This window comes from Jiella marina (assembly GCF_024359545.1).
Lineage (GTDB): Bacteria > Pseudomonadota > Alphaproteobacteria > Rhizobiales > Rhizobiaceae > Jiella.
This window is the reverse complement of the sequence record NZ_JAKQZG010000003.1, coordinates 47,814-62,958: the sequence shown is the minus strand read 5'-3', so window position 1 is coordinate 62,958 and position 15,145 is coordinate 47,814. Positions and strand designations below refer to the sequence as shown.

Genomic DNA, 15,145 nt, shown 5'->3' with positions numbered 1-15,145 from the left:
TGGCGGACGCTCCGACCAGGAGCGGCTTCGTCGTCGAACATGCCCCCAGTTCCATCGAAAACACCACTACAGTCTAGCAGGTCGCGGCCGCGATCGCAGCCCGCCCGGTCGCGCCGCACGCCCCCGCCCGTTCAATGGCCCGCGTCACGCCCTCGAGATCGATGCTCCGGCCGCTCAATCGATGAAGATTCTGCGACATCGCAATTCGGATCCCTATTTTTGATCCAGCGCAATGCTGCGGTGCGTCACGGTGCTAGTCGGAGCCTTGAGAACGAGATCAGGAGTTCCCCCATGAACCAGCCCGTGACCGCCAAGGACCTCCGCGTCAGCGAAAACGCCGAAACATCCGGAAGGCCCGTCGACTACGACAGCCTGCTTCACGCTTTCGAAGGCCGCTTCACCGGTGGGCTCTCGCCCTCGGGGCTGAGCATGGCGCTGTCCGACTGGGCGCTTCACCTCGCCAACTCCCCATGGCGTCGTGCCGCGCTCATCGAGCGCGGGGCGCTCAACTGGCAGAAATTCTTCATGGCCTGCCTTGGCGAAGAGGTGGTGGAACCGGCAAAGGGGGATCGGCGCTTCGCCAATCCCGCGTGGAACAGCTTTCCCTTCTCTTTGTACCGCCAGGCATTTCTCCTCGGAGAGAACTGGTGGGCCGAGGCGACGGCCGAACTGCCCGGTCTCGCCAAGCGCAACCAGCGGATCGTCGCCTTCACGGCACGCCAGCTGGCGGACACGGCCTCACCGACGAATTATCCCTGGCTCAACCCGGAGGTAATCGACGCGACCGTCGCGACGATGGGCGCCAACTTCATCGACGGCGCCACCAATTTCGCCACCGACTTCTCCGAGGCGCTCAGCGGCAAGCCGGCCGAGCCGGACATTTACACCGTGGGCGAGGATCTTGCGGCGACGCCGGGCAAGGTGGTGTTTCGCAACCGACTGATCGAACTCATCCAGTATCAGCCGACCACGGAGACGGTCGCGCGCGAACCGGTGCTGATCGTGCCGGCCTGGATCATGAAATACTACATTCTCGATCTTTCGCCGCACAACTCGCTGATCCGGCACCTGGTCGCCGCGGGCCACACGGTCTTTGCGATCTCGTGGCGCAATCCCGGGCCGGAATTCCGCGACACCTCCTTCGATGACTATCGCCGCGAAGGCGTGATGGCGGCGCTCGATGCGATCGACGACATCTGCGGAGGGGCGAAGGTCGATGCATGCGGCTATTGCCTGGGGGGAACGCTTCTGACCGTCGCGGCTGCGGCAATGGCGCGCGACGGCGACAAGCGCCTGAACAGCGTGACGCTGCTTTGCGCCCAGACGGACTTCACCGAGGCCGGAGAACTGCAGCTTTTCATCACCGAGGATCAGGTGGCGTTCCTCGCCGATCTGATGCGTGATCAGGGCACGCTCGACAGCCGCCAGATGAGCGGCGCGTTCCAGCTCCTGCGCTCGAACGATCTCATCTGGTCGCGGCTGATTCGCAGCTATCTTCTCGGCGAGCGCGAACACGCCAACGACCTGATGGCGTGGAATGCCGACGGCACGCGGATGCCGGCCCGGATGCACGAGGAGTATCTGCGTCGGTTCTTCCTGGAAGACGCCCTCGCCGAAGGCCGCTTCGAGGTGGAGGGGCGCCCTGTTGCGGTCAGCAACATCGACGTTCCTTTCTTTGTCGTCGGCACCGAGACCGATCACGTCGCGCCCTGGCGCTCGGTGCACAAGATCCATCTCTTGAGCGATTCCGAGATCACCTTCGTGCTGACTTCGGGCGGCCACAATGCCGGCATCGTCTCCGAGCCGGGCCATCCGCACCGGCATTTCAGGATCAAGACCCGCGCGGCGGGCGGGCTCTATGTCGGGCCGGACGAATGGGAGGCTGAGGCCGAGAGACGGGAGGGTTCGTGGTGGCAGGCCTGGTTCGAATGGCTCGCCGCCCGGTCGAGCGAGAAGACTGCGCCGCCGCCGATGGGCTCGAAACGCCATCCGGCGCTGGCCGACGCGCCCGGCCAGTATGTTCACGAGCACTGAGAGTTTCCGTTCATGAGTGACACGCCCATCCCCGGCTCCACGATCGAGAATCGCACCTTCGACGAGATCTCGGTCGGCGATTCCGCCAGCCTCTCGCGCAAGATCACCCAGCAGGATATCGAGCTCTTCGCCTTCGTCTCGGGCGACGTCAATCCGGCGCATCTCGACCCCGCCTATGCGGCGACGGACATGTTCCATCAAGTCATCGCCCATGGCATGCTCGGCGCCGGCGTCATCTCCAGCGTGCTCGGCACGAAACTGCCGGGCCCGGGCACGATCTACCTCTCCCAGGATCTCAAATTCCTGAGGCCGGTCTCGATCGGCGACACGGTGACGGCGACGATCACGGTTCGGGAAAAGGCCGAGAACGGCAAGCCCGATCTCACCCTGGACTGCGTCTGCACCAACCAGGACGGTTCGGCCGTGATCTCGGGCAGTGCCCATGTGCGCGCGCCGACGAAAAAGGTGCGCCGGCCGCGGGTCGTCCTGCCGGAAATCCATATGGGGCCGCAAGCGCTGAAGGAGCCGCCGATCGTCGATCTGCGCGGCAAGCGCGGCCTCGTCATCGGCATCGCCAACGAGCATTCGATCGCGTCGGGCTGCGCGGCCGCCTTTGCCAAGGCCGGTGCGAAGCTGGCCGCGACCTATGTCAACGAGAAGGCCAGGCCGTACGTCACGACGGTGACGGAGGCGCTCGATTGCGACTTCGTGATGCCCTGCGACGTGCGCAAGCCGGGCGAACTCGAAGCGGTGTTCGAGCGCGTGAAAGCGGAATGGGGCGGGCTCGACTTCCTGCTCCACTCGATCGCCTATGCCCCCCGGGAGGATCTGCACGGCCGGGTGACCGATTCCTCCAGCGAGGGCTTCGCGCTCGCCATGGACGTCTCCTGCCACTCCTTCCTGCGCATGGCCCATCTCGCCGAACCGCTGATGAGCGAAGGCGGCTGCCTTCTCGCCGTCAGCTTCTACGGTTCGGAGCGGGTGGTGGAGAACTACAATCTCATGGGCCCGGTGAAGGCCGCGCTCGAAAGTGCGATGCGTTACGTCGCGGCCGAACTCGGCCCGAAAGGTATCCGCGCCCATGCCATCTCGCCGGGACCGATCCGCACCCGGGCAGCCAGCGGTCTCGACCGCTTTGACGAACTCATCGAAAAGGCCGCGGCGCGGGCGCCAGAAGGTCATCTTGTCGAGATCGGCGACGTCGGCAATCTCGCCGCCTTCCTCGCGAGCGACGCGGCCCGGCGCATTACAGGGACAGTGATCCCGATCGACGGTGGCGAACACATTCTGGCGTGAGAGAGGCTCGTCGAGGTGCGGGTGCTCGCGGATGTCTGGCTCGCCATCGCAAGCTGTTCGGACACTTGTAGCCGATCCGTCGGTTTATAGACCGTCATCCCACGGAACGAAATGTCATGGATTTCGCAAATTAATCATTCATCTGTTCTCCGACTTCCAAGCGCACGCCCTGTAGCCTAGAAACGCCAAGTTGATTTTGCATCGCACTATGCTTGGCAGCGAAGGGAACGTCTCATGCGTCTCGTGATGATCGGTTCGGGCTATGTCGGCCTGGTGTCGGGAGCATGTTTCGCAGACTTCGGCCATGAGGTCGTCTGCATCGACGTGGACGAGAAGAAGGTCGCGGCGCTGAAGGAGGGCAAGATCCCGATCTTCGAGCCGGGCCTCGATCAGATCGTTCAGTCGAACGCGGCCGCCGGGCGGCTGAAATTCACGACCGATCTGGCATCCAGCGTTCGCGCGGCCGATGTCGTTTTCATCGCCGTCGGCACGCCCTCTCGGCGCGGCGACGGCCATGCCGATCTGTCCTATGTCTACGGCGCAGCGCGCGAGATCGCCCGGGCGGTCGAGGGATTTACCGTGGTCGTGACCAAGTCGACGGTTCCGGTCGGTACCGGCGACGAGGTGGAGCGGATCATTCGAGACGAGAACCCGAACGCCGATGTTGCCGTCGTCTCCAATCCGGAGTTCCTGCGCGAAGGTGCGGCGATCACCGATTTCAAGCGGCCCGACCGCATCGTCATCGGCACCGAGGAGCCGCGGGCGATCGAGGTGATGCGGCAGGTCTATCGCCCGCTCTACATCAACGAGTCCCCTCTCCTCTTCTGCGAGCGGCGCACCTCGGAACTGACGAAATACGCCGCCAATGCCTTCCTTGCGATGAAGATCACCTTCATCAACGAGATCGCCGATCTTTGCGAGAAGCTCGGCGGCGACGTTCAGAAGGTCGCCAAGGGGATCGGGCTCGACAAGCGGATCGGCGACAAGTTCCTGCATGCCGGCCCCGGCTATGGCGGCTCGTGCTTTCCCAAGGACACGCTGGCGCTGGTCAAGACCGCCCAGGACGCCGACAGCCCGATGCGGCTGATCGAGACCACCGTCGCCGTCAACGACAACCGCAAACGGGCGATGGCACGCAAGGTGATCGCCGCCTGCGGCGGCGAGGTGCGCGGCAAGACGATCGCAATCCTGGGGCTGACCTTCAAGCCGAATACCGACGACATGCGCGAGGCCCCGTCGATCTCGATCATCCAGGCGCTCATCGACAAGGGCGCGATCGTGCGCGCCTATGACCCGGAGGGCATGGAAGCGGCAGAGACGATGATGCCGGAGATCGAGTACGGCCAGAACCCGTATGACATCGCCCGGGACGCGGATGCGATCGTGCTGGTGACGGAGTGGGACGAGTTCCGGGCTCTCGACATCGGCCGGATCAAGTCATTGATGAAGGAGCCGGTGCTGGTCGATCTTCGCAATGTCTATCCGCCGCAAGAGATCATCGCTCAGGGCTTCCGACATGTCGGAATCGGGCGTCAACCGAAATCGGACGCCTGAGCCATGCGCTTCTTCATCACCGGAACGGCCGGCTTCATCGGCTTTCATCTGGCCCGGCGGCTGCTGGAAGAAGGCCATGAGGTCGCCGGCTTCGACGGCATGACGCCTTACTACGACGTGCGTCTCAAGGAAGCTCGGCATGCCGCGCTGGCGCAGTTTCCGCGCTTTCGGCCAACACTCGCCATGCTGGAAGATACGGAAGCGCTCGATGCTGCCATCGACGCCGCCCGGCCGGACGTCATCATCCATCTCGCGGCACAGGCCGGCGTTCGCTACAGCCTGGAAAACCCACGCTCCTATGTGGATTCCAACGTCGTCGGCTCCTTCAATATCCTGGAGGCGGCCCGACGGATCGGCGTGAAGCACCTGCTTCTTGCCTCGACCTCCTCGGTCTACGGTGCCGCGCCTTCCGTCCCTTTCCGCGAGACGGACAAGGCCGACGAACCGCTGACGATCTATGCCGCGACCAAACGTGCCGTGGAGCTGATGGCCCATTCGACGGCGCATCTCTATCAGGTGCCCACCACCTGCTTCCGCTTCTTCACGGTCTACGGGCCCTGGGGCCGGCCAGACATGGCGCTGTTCAAGTTCGTGCGGGCGATCCTGGCGGGCGAAGAGATCGAGATCTACGGCGAAGGCAAGATGAGCCGGGACTTCACCTATGTGGAGGATCTGGTCGAAGCGATCCTGCGGCTCGTGCCGATCGTGCCGAGCGAAGAAAACCGCGTCGCGGAGATCGACACGCTGTCGGCGTCCGCCCCCTTTCGCGTCGTCAATATCGGCGGCGGCCAGCCGGTCGGCCTTCTCGACTTCGTCGACACCGTGGAACGTCTTGTGGGTGTTCCCGTCAAGCGCAAGCTCCTGCCCATGCAGGACGGCGACGTACCGCGCACCTTCGCCAGTCCCGATCTTCTCGAAGCGCTGACCGGTTACAGGCCTGAGACCGATCTCGAGACGGGCGTGAAGGCCTTCGTCGAGTGGTATCGCAATTCGGAGATAGTGGTTTCGTAGAAGAAGTGCGCCTCGCTCCACGGTGAGCCCGCGAGACTACAGAGGGTCGTAGGGCGTCACGATGCTGATGCGTGAGGGTGCGATGGTGAAGTCTTCCGGCAGCATGCGGTGATGATGCAGGAAGATCTGACAGGCATTGCGCGCGTCCTGGCGGAAATCGTGATGGATGACGAAGCTGAGCTTTCCGGCAGCGAGAAGACGGCTGTTCGCCTCGTCGAGATCATGGGCGACGAAGACCGAGATCGGCCGCTTTTCCTCGACGAAGGCGGCCAGGATCGCCTGGTTGGCGCCGCCGATCGAGTAGACCGCCGACAGATCGGGTTCGGCTGCCAGGGCCTGCAGGACACGTTCGCGCGTACTCCGGTCGATTCCGTGGCCCTCCGACACGGTGACGACCTTCAGATGCGGGAATCGCTCACGAAGCACTCCCCGGAAGCCGGCCTCACGCTCCTCTTCCCCGGCAAATGATGCGCTGGACAGGGTGACGAGAACGCCCGTCGGCCCGGGGGGCAGCATCTGCCCGAGAAAATAGGCGGCCGTCGCGCCTGCAACCCAATTGTCCATGCCGATATAGGCGAGCCGGCAATCGGCCGCGATGTCGGTCACATAGGTCGCGACCGGCACGCCTTTTTCGGTCAGCCCACGAGCCAGATCGGCCGTCGCCCTTGTCGAGGGTGCCTTCAAAAGAAGGCCATGGCTGCCGCGCTTTCCGATGGCGGACAGGATCGCGGCGAGTTCGCCCTCTCGCATGGTCTCGGCGAGATGAAACCGGGCCGAGAACGAGGCCGGACGCATGCCCGGCAGTTCCGCCTCGAAGGCCGCGCGCACGGCATCCGTGAAGCGCCGCGGCGCTTCCATCACCACGTCGATCGATAGCCGCCGGCCGGCAAGGCCTGCCTCACCGTATTGGCGCGTCAGTTCGGCAATCGCCGCCTCGACACGGGCGCGTGTCGTACGCCGGACGCCGGGCCGGCCATGAACGACGCGGTCGACCGTCGCGAGGCTGAGGCCCGCCTGGAACGCGATATCCTTCAGAGGAAATGGAACCGGCATCGGCAGGCCTCGCAGCGATCTTTGAGGTGTTTTTGAGGTCTTTGCCTGATTTCGCCGCGGGCGTGAACTGATAAAATACGTCCCTGTTCGGCATCGAACACGGGAGGAACCATCATGGACGCAATGACATTGCCGGCCGAGCGCCGGAACAGGGTCTGGCTCGACAAGGACAGCGGCAGTTTCGACGCCTTCAGGGCGGAGGTCTCGCGCACGACCCGGCCGGAGGACTGGCCTCTGGCCGCGGAAATCGTCAGAAACGTTCCGATCTATGATGGCGACGCCGTCCGCAAGGCCGCCGCCAAGGCAGACGATCGGCGCATCCTGATGGCCGAATGGGCGGAAGTCTTCGCCTCCGGCCCCGGCGTGATCGCCATTCGCCGGGCCATGTCCGATGCCGCCGCGCTCGACCGGGCGACGGCAATCTTCGAGGAAATCATCGAAGCCGAGAAATCGGGCACCGGCGGCGGGGGCGATCATTTCGCCAAGCCCGGTGCCAACGACCGCATCTGGAATGCGCTGGAAAAACATTGCCTCGCGGACCCGGAGAACTTCGCGCACTACTACGCCTCCGACGCGATCGCCCTTGCGAGCGAAGCCTGGCTCGGCCTCGGCTACCAGATGACGGCGCAGGTCAACCGGGTGAATCCGGGCGGCGCCGCGCAGACGCCGCATCGCGACTATCATCTGGGCTTCATGTCGCCGGATCAGATGGCCGTGTTTCCCGCCCATATCCACCGCATCTCGCCGGTGCTGACGCTGCAGGGCGCGGTTGCCCATTGCGACATGCCGGTCGAGACGGGGCCGACGCTGTTCCTTCCCTATTCGCAAACCTTCTTCGAAGGCTATCTCGCCTTCGGCCGCCAGGAATTTCAGGACTATTTCGCCGAGCACCATGTGCAACTGCCGCTCGAAAAGGGCGATGCCGTGTTCTTTAACCCGGCGCTGATGCACGGAGCCGGCGCGAACCGCTCCAGCGACATCAGGCGCATGGCGAACCTGCTTCAGGTGTCCTCGGCCTTCGGCCGCGCCATGGAGACGGTGGACCGCTCGCGCATGGTGAAGGCGCTTTATCCTGCGCTGAAGACGGCACGGGAAACCGACGCCCTGCAAGAGGGTGGGATCCGCAATGCGGTGGCGGCCTCGGCAGAGGGCTACGCCTTCCCGACCAATCTCGATCGCGACCCGCCGGTAGGCGGGCTCGCGCCCAAGACACAGGCCGCGCGAATGCTGGAAGCGCTGGCCGAAGGCATGGACCCGCAAGCCTTCACGGCCGAGATCGCGGCCTATGACGAACGGCGGCACAGCTGAGCTTCGAATAGGCGTTATCGGGCGGGGTGGCCTTCGGGCCGCCCCGCCTTTTCGCCATGCAGCGCCAGTGGTAATCGGCTGAGCAATCGACAATGATCGCGATCGGGCGGAGAACCGACGCGCAGGGAGGACATGCCATGGGCAGGCTGGACGGCAAGTTTGCGGTCGTCACCGGGGGAACGCAGGGTCTTGGTGCTGAGGTCGCGCGACTCTTTGCCGAGCGCGGCGCCGCCGGCCTGACGATCTGCGGGCGGAACGAAGCGAAGGGCAGAGCGAAGGCCGAGGAGATCGCCGAGGCCTATGGCACGCCGGTCGAGTTCGTTCCCGCGGATCTCGCCGAGGTCGAAGCCTGCCGACAGGTCATCGCCCGCGCGAAGGCGCGCTTCGGCCGCATCGACAGCCTCGTCAATGTGGCGGCGATCACCGATCGCGGCACGATTCTCGACACCGATCCCGAACTCTTCGACCGGATGATGGCGATCAATCTGCGCGCGCCCTTCTTCCTGATGCAGGAGGCAATCAAGGTGATGCGCGAGACGAAGACCGAAGGCGCGATCGTCAACATTTCGTCCATGTCGTCCTATGCGGGGCAGCCCTTCATCGCGGCCTATTGCGCGTCCAAGGGCGGGCTCGACACGCTGACCCGAAACACGGCCTATGCGCTTCTGCGCAATCGTATCCGGGTGAACGCGCTGAATATCGGCTGGATGGCGAGCGAGGGCGAAGCGTCGATCCAGCAGCGCTATCACGGCGCCGGGGAGAATTGGCTGGAGACCGCCGGTTCGCACCTGCCCTTCGGCCGGCTGGTGGATCCGGCGGAAGTGGCCCGCGCCTGCGCCTATCTCGCCTCCGAGGAATCGGGCCTGATGACCGGCGCGACGATCAATTTCGATCAATCGGTTTGGGGCGGCTACGAAAGCTCGCCGAACCCGGAAGCGCCGCTCTGATCCCGGGACCGGGTGACCGTGGAAACGTCAGAACGAGCCCGCGTGAGCCTTCGAGCGAAGCGGGATGGACAAACTCACCCGATCGCCGGCAAGCGAGCGAAAGAGACAGTTGGAAAACTCCCCCCGCAGCGCTCTCTCGATTGACGCGGAACGCGCCGGACGCCAATTGAGCGGGCGAAGCAAGATGCCTGACCCCGCTCCCGATCTCCGCCTTGCGCCCTCATGCGTTGCCTCGCCTGAAAGCACCCCATTCTCCAGGAACCCCCGATGATCCTGTTTGGAACCAACCCCATTGCCTGGGCCAATGACGACGACCAGACGCTCGGCGCCGACATCCCGACCGAACGCATTTTGAGCGAAGCCGCCGAGATCGGTTTTGACGGCATCGAGAACGGCCATCGCTGGCCTGCGGATGCCGAGGAACTCAAGCAGCTTTTCGCCACCCACGGCCTGAAATTCATCTCCGCCTGGTACTCGCTCAACCTTCTGGCGCAATCGGTCGAGGAGGAGAAGCGGGCGATCCAGCCGCATCTGGATCGGCTGAAGCACAATGGCTGCAAGGTCTGCATCGTCTGCGAGACCTCCAATTCGGTGCAGGGCCTCGCTGTCCCGGTGTCGGAGAGCCCCGTGCTGTCCGCCGAGGCGATGGCCGAATTCGGCGCCAAGGTCGAGGCGATCGCCGCCTATTGCGCCGAACAGGGTATTGCGCTGGTCTACCACCATCACATGGGAACGGTGGTCGAGACGCCGGCGGAACTCGACGCCTTCATGGCCGCGACGGGGCCGGCGACGCGGCTCCTCTTCGATGCCGGCCACTGCTTTTTCGGTGGCGACGGTGTCGATCCCGCGCCGATCCTGCAAAGATACGGCGACCGTGTCAGCCATTTTCACGCCAAGAATGTCCGGCCGGAGGTCATGCGCCAAGTCCGCGAGACGGGCATGTCCTTCATGGACGGCGTGCGGGCCGGCGTCTTCACCGTGCCGGGCGACGCCGAAGGGGGCATCGCCTTTTCCCCGCTCCTTCAGATTCTGGCCCGGAAGGGCTATGAGGGCTGGATCGTGATCGAGGCCGAGCAGGATCCGGCCGTGCGCAATCCGTTCGAATACCAATCGCTCGGCCTCAAGACCCTGCGCGAAGAGGCCAAGGCCGCGGGGCTCGTCTGATGTTCGACACGTCGCATTCGATGTTCCGTCCGCTCTGGGTGCGGATCCTGCTGACGGTCGTCGTCTGCGGCTGGGGGCTGTTCGAGCTCTCCATGAACAATACCGTCTGGGCGATCCTGTTTCTTGCATTGGGAGCATGGTGTGTCTGGGAACTGCTGATCACCTACAAGCCCGGCGACGATGGAAAGGAAAACCGATGAGCGATCTTCTCCACAAACCGTTCGGCAGGCACGGCAAGGTCCACGACATCACCCCGGCCAGCGCCGGCTGGCGCTACGTCGGCTTCTCGCTCTACCGTCTGCGCGCCGGCGAGACGGCTGCCGAGGCGACGGGAGATCGCGAGGTCATTCTGGTGATGGTCGAGGGCAAAGCGAAGATCTCCGGCGCCGGCCAGGACTGGGGCGTTCTCGGCGATCGCATGGACGTCTTCGAGAAGTCCCCGCCCCACTGCCTCTATCTGCCGAATGGCAGCGCGTGGGAGGCGGTCGCCGAAACCGACTGTGTCATCGCGGTCTGCTCGGCCCCCGGCAAGGGCGGCCATCAGGCCCGACGGATCGGTCCCGACGGCATCTCGCTCACTGAACGCGGCAAGGGCAACAACACCCGCTACATCAACAATATCGCCATGGAGAACGAGGACTATTGCGACTCGCTCCTCGTCACCGAGGTGTTCACCCCGGCGGGCAACTGGTCGTCCTATCCCTCGCACCGCCATGACGAGGACGACTTCCCGCGCATCACCTATCTCGAAGAGACCTATTATCACCGGCTGAACCCGGCCTCGGGCTTCGGCATCCAGCGCGTCTATACCGACGACCGCCAGCTCGACGAGACCATGGCGATCTCCGACGGCGAGGTGGTCTGCGTGCCGCGCGGCCATCACCCTTGCGGGGCGCCCTACGGCTTCGAAATGTATTATCTCAACGTCATGGCCGGCCCGCTGCGCAAATGGCGTTTCGTGGCCGCCCCCGAGGTCGAATGGATCATGAAGCGCGACGCGTGAGCGTTCCCGGGCGCGACGGGGCTGGTGCGAAGCACGCAGCCTGAGGGCACCGGCATTCGACGTCGGTGCCGCCGCCTTGAGAGAGGGGCCCAATGTTGAAACTGCATCGTCTTGCCGCAGCGACAGCCGCATCGGCCGTCTTTTTCGCGGTGACCGTCGCAGAGGGTGCAGAGACCCATGTGGCCGTGGCGGCGAACTTTACCGAAGCCGCCAAGGAGATCGCGGAAGCCTTTTCGGCAAAGACCGGGGACACCGCGCTTCTCAGCTTCGGCTCCACCGGGCAGCTCTACACCCAGATAAGCCAGGGCGCGCCCTTCGACGTGTTTCTCGCCGCCGATACGGAGCGTCCGGAGCGCGCGGTTGCCGAGGGCCATGCCGTGGAGGACACGCGCTTCACCTATGCGATCGGCCGGATCGTGTTGTGGAGCCGCGAGCCCTCCCTGATCCAGGGCGAGATGACGTTGGAGGCCGAAGAGTTCGACAGGCTCGCCATCGCCAATCCGGCGACGGCCCCCTACGGTGCCGCGGCGGTCGAGACCATGACGGCGCTCGGCGTCCACGACGATCTCACCCCGAAGACCGTTCAGGGCAACAACATCGCCCAGACCTTCCAGTTCGTCGAGACCGGCAATGCCGAACTCGGCTTCGTGGCTCTGTCGCAATTGACCGGCCGCGGGGATGGTTCGCGCTGGGTGGTGCCGGCCGATCTCTACACGCCGATCCGGCAGGACGCCGTGCTGCTGAAACAGGGCGAAGATGATCCCGCCGCTTCGGCCTTTCTGGACTTCCTGAAGGGCCCGGAGGCGCGCAGCATCATCGCGCGCTATGGATATGACACCGAAGGGGCCGAATAGCGGACGTGGCGGCGCTGTCTCCCGAGATCTGGACATCGGTCCGCCTGACCATCGAACTCGCCGCGGTGACGACGGCGATCCTGCTCGTCATCGGCACGCCAATCGCCTGGTGGCTCGCCCGTTCGAAGGCCTGGTGGAGGGAGGCGGTCGCCGCCATCGTGGCGCTGCCGCTCGTACTGCCGCCGACGGTCCTGGGCTTCTATCTGCTCGTCGCGCTCGGGCCCAACGGTCTCGGGGGCGTCCTGTCGAGTTTCGGCGGCCTCCGCACCCTCGCCTTCACCTTCGAAGGTCTCGTCATCGGTTCGGTCGTCTATTCCCTGCCCTTCGTCGTCCAGCCGATCCGCAATGCCTTCGAGGCAATGGGCGAGCGCCCGATGGAGGTGGCCGCCACCCTGCGCGCCTCGCCGCTTCGCAGCTTCTGGACCGTGGCCTTGCCGATGGCGCGACCGGGGTTTCTCACCGGCGCGGTCCTGGGCTTTGCGCACACGGTGGGAGAGTTCGGCGTCGTTCTGATGATCGGCGGCAACATACCTGGCGAGACGAAGGTGCTGTCGGTCGCGATCTACGACTTCGTCGAGACTCTGCGCTGGCGCGAGGCCAACATTCTCGCGGGCGGCATGGTGGTCTTCGCCTTCGTGGTGATCCTGTCGATGATCGCGCTCGAAAAGCGCATGCGGCGCCTCGGACCATGACTGCAGCAGACACCATCGACGTGCGCTTCGAAGGTCGGCTCGGCGCGTTTCGCCTCGCCGTCGGCTTCCAGGCACCCGGCCGCGGTGTCACGGCCCTTTTCGGCCCTTCCGGCTGCGGCAAGACGAGCGTCCTGCGGGCCATCGCCGGGCTCGATCATCTGACCGGCCTTTGCCGGATCGGCGACGAGGTCTGGCAGGACGGCCAGCGCTTCCTGCCGACCCATCGCCGGCCTGTCGGCTACGTGTTTCAGGAGGCGAACCTCTTTCCGCATCTCTCTGTGAAACGAAATCTGCTCTATTCCAGCCGCGGCAAGGTGCTGCCAGCTGCCGAAGGCCGGATCGGGTTCAAGGAAGTCGTCGAACTCCTGAAGGTCGAGCCGCTGCTCGAGCGCGCGCCGGCGCGTCTTTCCGGTGGCGAGCGCCAGCGGGTCGCAATCGGCCGGGCGCTTCTCTCACAACCGCGCCTGTTGTTGATGGACGAGCCGCTCTCCGCCCTCGACCAGGCGACCCGCCAGGAGATCCTGCCCTTTCTGGAACGGCTTCACGACACCCTGGCGCTTCCCATCCTCTATGTCAGCCACGACATGCGCGAGGTGGAGCGGCTGGCCGATCATGTGGTCCTCATGCGCGAGGGTCGCGTCCTGGCGTCGGGCCCGCTCACCGAGATCCAGAGTGATCCGGACCTGCCGCTGGCGCGCGAACGCGACGCGCGGGTGAGCCTGGAGGGCGTGGTCGCCACGATCGACGCCGAATACGGTATCGTCGGCATCACCGTCGAGGGCGGGCAATTTCTGGTGCCCGGCGAGGACAGCTTCAAGATCGGGGATCATCTGCGTCTCGCGATTGGCGCGGACGATGTCAGCCTGTCACGCGTGCCGCCCGCCGCAACCTCGATCCTGAACGTGCTTCCCGCCGTCATCGTCTCGGCGCGCGCCCTTGGCCGCCATCAGATGCTCGTCGCTCTCGGCCTCGGCGACAACGGCAAGGGCGATCGGCTTCTTGCCCGAGTGACCCGCAAGAGCTGGGAACAGTTGGACCTGGCCGAAGGGGTTCAGGTGCATGCGCAGATCAAGGGGGTCGCCCTGGCGCCGCGATAGGTCCGTTTTCTGAAGTGAAACGCGGAACGCCTGCTTGGCCAGCGGCGCAGGCCGGCGGCCGCGCTACTGGACGTCGTCCCGCCAGCGATTCTGCCGCTCGAGCCACATCCGCTCGCCGACGGCGCAATCGATTCCGGGACTGTTCTGCGCCTTCATGACGACCGCCGTCTCGGGCTCGCCGGCCGGCCACTCTTCGGCGAGTTCGAGGATCAGCTTGCGCCGTACGGCCTCGGGAAACTGCGTCCAGTCATTGACCGGAATGACGAAGGAGCCCGGCCCTCCGATCACGCACTCGGAGTAGTAGCGATCGAGATCCGGGATCGATCCCCAGGAATAATAACCGCCCGAGGTCATCAAAGGCAGGCCGTTGATGACGATTCCCGCGGCGACTGCCTCGTCGCGGGCCATGGTGACCAGACGGCCCTGATTGTTCGGGCCGTCGCCCGACACGTCGATCACCTTGCGCAGACCGTCGTAGGCGTTGTCGGCGAACATCGGCACGATGCGGTCGATCGCGGACGAGATCGAGGTGCGGCGTTCGCGGTCGGGGAGTTCCGTGGTCAGCTGGTAGGCGAAAGCGTCGGCCGCTTCGCGGGAATCGATCAGGGTCCAGGGCACGACCACGCTCTGGGAGATTGTCCCGGCCCATTCGACATAGGTGACCGCCACCCGGCCATAGACGCCGTCGAGGATCGCCTGCTGGACCTCCGGGTTGCGGAATGCCGCGGCGTAGCCGTCCCGCTGAATCTCCTGCTCGCTGCGGTCCATCGACCAGGAGACGTCGACGGCAAGCACCAGTTCGACGTCCACCCGTTCGCCGGAAGGTGACTTTCCGCCTGTCCCGAAATCGGCCAGGCCGCGCTCGACAGCCGGGGCCGGCGAGGCAGACATCCCCAGCGAAACAAGACAGGTGCCCACGAAGGCCGACGCCTTTTTTCGCCAGCCGTCCGAGCGAAGGGTTCCCCTGGCCTGCGTCTCGTTGGAGACCGACCTTTCAGTCGCTTGCCGGGCGATCATGCCAGCCGTAAGGCCGGCAGGAGTCCGACGCATGGGATCGCATGGCAGCCTCTTGTGCATCGCAACATGCTACGCCCATTCCTTTGCGGCGCAACTCACAAAACCGTCACGAAAT

Annotated in this window: 14 protein-coding genes and 1 pseudogene; 13 read left to right on the top strand and 2 right to left on the bottom strand. The window is 64.9% G+C overall.

The window, feature by feature from the left end:
- Positions 1-291 precede the first annotated feature (291 nt).
- From MF134_RS06400 to MF134_RS06380, 5 genes and pseudogenes are all read left to right on the top strand, one after another.
- Positions 292-2,034, top strand: a complete 1,743-nt coding sequence (locus MF134_RS06400) for a PHA/PHB synthase family protein (protein ID WP_255338595.1) — start codon at positions 292-294, stop codon at positions 2,032-2,034.
- A 12-nt stretch (positions 2,035-2,046) separates the two neighbouring features.
- Positions 2,047-2,403: pseudogene (locus MF134_RS06395) on the top strand (MaoC/PaaZ C-terminal domain-containing protein); the annotation flags it as partial.
- 132 nt (positions 2,404-2,535) lie between these two features.
- Positions 2,536-3,330, top strand: a complete 795-nt coding sequence (gene fabI, locus MF134_RS06390; protein ID WP_255338972.1) for an enoyl-ACP reductase FabI — start codon at positions 2,536-2,538, stop codon at positions 3,328-3,330.
- 234 nt (positions 3,331-3,564) lie between these two features.
- Positions 3,565-4,884 carry a UDP-glucose dehydrogenase family protein gene (locus tag MF134_RS06385; RefSeq protein ID WP_255338594.1) on the top strand — a complete coding sequence of 440 codons (1,320 nt, stop codon included), beginning with the start codon at positions 3,565-3,567 and terminating at the stop codon, positions 4,882-4,884.
- 3 nt (positions 4,885-4,887) lie between these two features.
- Positions 4,888-5,895: an NAD-dependent epimerase/dehydratase family protein gene (locus tag MF134_RS06380; protein WP_255338593.1), complete on the top strand. Its 1,008-nt coding sequence runs from the start codon at positions 4,888-4,890 to the stop codon at positions 5,893-5,895.
- Between the two features lie 36 nt (positions 5,896-5,931).
- Here the strand turns inward: MF134_RS06380 and MF134_RS06375 are convergent, their stop codons facing one another.
- Positions 5,932-6,948, bottom strand: a complete 1,017-nt coding sequence (locus MF134_RS06375) for a LacI family DNA-binding transcriptional regulator (RefSeq protein ID WP_255338592.1) — start codon at positions 6,946-6,948, stop codon at positions 5,932-5,934.
- 114 nt (positions 6,949-7,062) lie between these two features.
- On the opposite strand from MF134_RS06375, the gene MF134_RS06370 reads away from it, so the two are divergent.
- From MF134_RS06370 to modC, 8 genes are all read left to right on the top strand, one after another.
- The gene (locus tag MF134_RS06370) at positions 7,063-8,256 is read left to right on the top strand and encodes a phytanoyl-CoA dioxygenase family protein (RefSeq protein ID WP_255338591.1); all 1,194 of its coding nucleotides are present in this window, start codon (positions 7,063-7,065) and stop codon (positions 8,254-8,256) included.
- A 137-nt stretch (positions 8,257-8,393) separates the two neighbouring features.
- Positions 8,394-9,203 (top strand): SDR family oxidoreductase, encoded by an 810-nt coding sequence (locus MF134_RS06365; protein WP_255338590.1) that lies wholly within the window; start codon positions 8,394-8,396, stop codon positions 9,201-9,203.
- Between the two features lie 267 nt (positions 9,204-9,470).
- On the top strand, positions 9,471-10,367 hold the full coding sequence (gene iolE, locus MF134_RS06360) for a myo-inosose-2 dehydratase (protein ID WP_255338589.1): 897 nt from the start codon (positions 9,471-9,473) through the stop codon (positions 10,365-10,367).
- Positions 10,367-10,567: a DUF3329 domain-containing protein gene (locus MF134_RS06355; RefSeq protein ID WP_255338588.1), complete on the top strand. Its 201-nt coding sequence runs from the start codon at positions 10,367-10,369 to the stop codon at positions 10,565-10,567. The genes iolE and MF134_RS06355 overlap by 1 nt, the downstream gene beginning before the upstream one ends.
- The gene (gene iolB / locus MF134_RS06350; RefSeq protein ID WP_255338587.1) at positions 10,564-11,370 is read left to right on the top strand and encodes a 5-deoxy-glucuronate isomerase; all 807 of its coding nucleotides are present in this window, start codon (positions 10,564-10,566) and stop codon (positions 11,368-11,370) included. Before MF134_RS06355 ends, iolB begins: the two co-directional genes overlap by 4 nt.
- Positions 11,371-11,462: 92 nt before the next feature.
- Entirely contained in the window at positions 11,463-12,224 is a 762-nt protein-coding gene (gene modA, locus MF134_RS06345; protein WP_255338586.1) for a molybdate ABC transporter substrate-binding protein, read from the top strand.
- Positions 12,221-12,916: a molybdate ABC transporter permease subunit gene (gene modB, locus MF134_RS06340; RefSeq protein WP_457589959.1), complete on the top strand. Its 696-nt coding sequence runs from the start codon at positions 12,221-12,223 to the stop codon at positions 12,914-12,916. Before modA ends, modB begins: the two co-directional genes overlap by 4 nt.
- A complete protein-coding gene (gene modC, locus MF134_RS06335) occupies positions 12,913-14,013 on the top strand; it encodes a molybdenum ABC transporter ATP-binding protein (RefSeq protein WP_255338584.1) in 1,101 nt (366 codons plus the stop codon). Before modB ends, modC begins: the two co-directional genes overlap by 4 nt.
- 63 nt (positions 14,014-14,076) lie before the next feature.
- Here the strand turns inward: modC and MF134_RS06330 are convergent, their stop codons facing one another.
- Positions 14,077-14,931: a DUF1194 domain-containing protein gene (locus MF134_RS06330; protein ID WP_255338583.1), complete on the bottom strand. Its 855-nt coding sequence runs from the start codon at positions 14,929-14,931 to the stop codon at positions 14,077-14,079.
- Between the last annotated feature and the right edge of the window lie 214 nt (positions 14,932-15,145).

Coding starts and splice junctions, on each gene's coding strand:
- MF134_RS06400 (WP_255338595.1), top strand. CDS start 292: ATGAACCAGCCCGTGACCGCCAAGGACCTCCGCGTCAGCGAAAACGCC.
- fabI (WP_255338972.1), top strand. CDS start 2,536: ATGGGGCCGCAAGCGCTGAAGGAGCCGCCGATCGTCGATCTGCGCGGC.
- MF134_RS06385 (WP_255338594.1), top strand. CDS start 3,565: ATGCGTCTCGTGATGATCGGTTCGGGCTATGTCGGCCTGGTGTCGGGA.
- MF134_RS06380 (WP_255338593.1), top strand. CDS start 4,888: ATGCGCTTCTTCATCACCGGAACGGCCGGCTTCATCGGCTTTCATCTG.
- MF134_RS06375 (WP_255338592.1), bottom strand. CDS start 6,948: ATGCCGGTTCCATTTCCTCTGAAGGATATCGCGTTCCAGGCGGGCCTC.
- MF134_RS06370 (WP_255338591.1), top strand. CDS start 7,063: ATGGACGCAATGACATTGCCGGCCGAGCGCCGGAACAGGGTCTGGCTC.
- MF134_RS06365 (WP_255338590.1), top strand. CDS start 8,394: ATGGGCAGGCTGGACGGCAAGTTTGCGGTCGTCACCGGGGGAACGCAG.
- iolE (WP_255338589.1), top strand. CDS start 9,471: ATGATCCTGTTTGGAACCAACCCCATTGCCTGGGCCAATGACGACGAC.
- MF134_RS06355 (WP_255338588.1), top strand. CDS start 10,367: ATGTTCGACACGTCGCATTCGATGTTCCGTCCGCTCTGGGTGCGGATC.
- iolB (WP_255338587.1), top strand. CDS start 10,564: ATGAGCGATCTTCTCCACAAACCGTTCGGCAGGCACGGCAAGGTCCAC.
- modA (WP_255338586.1), top strand. CDS start 11,463: ATGTTGAAACTGCATCGTCTTGCCGCAGCGACAGCCGCATCGGCCGTC.
- modC (WP_255338584.1), top strand. CDS start 12,913: ATGACTGCAGCAGACACCATCGACGTGCGCTTCGAAGGTCGGCTCGGC.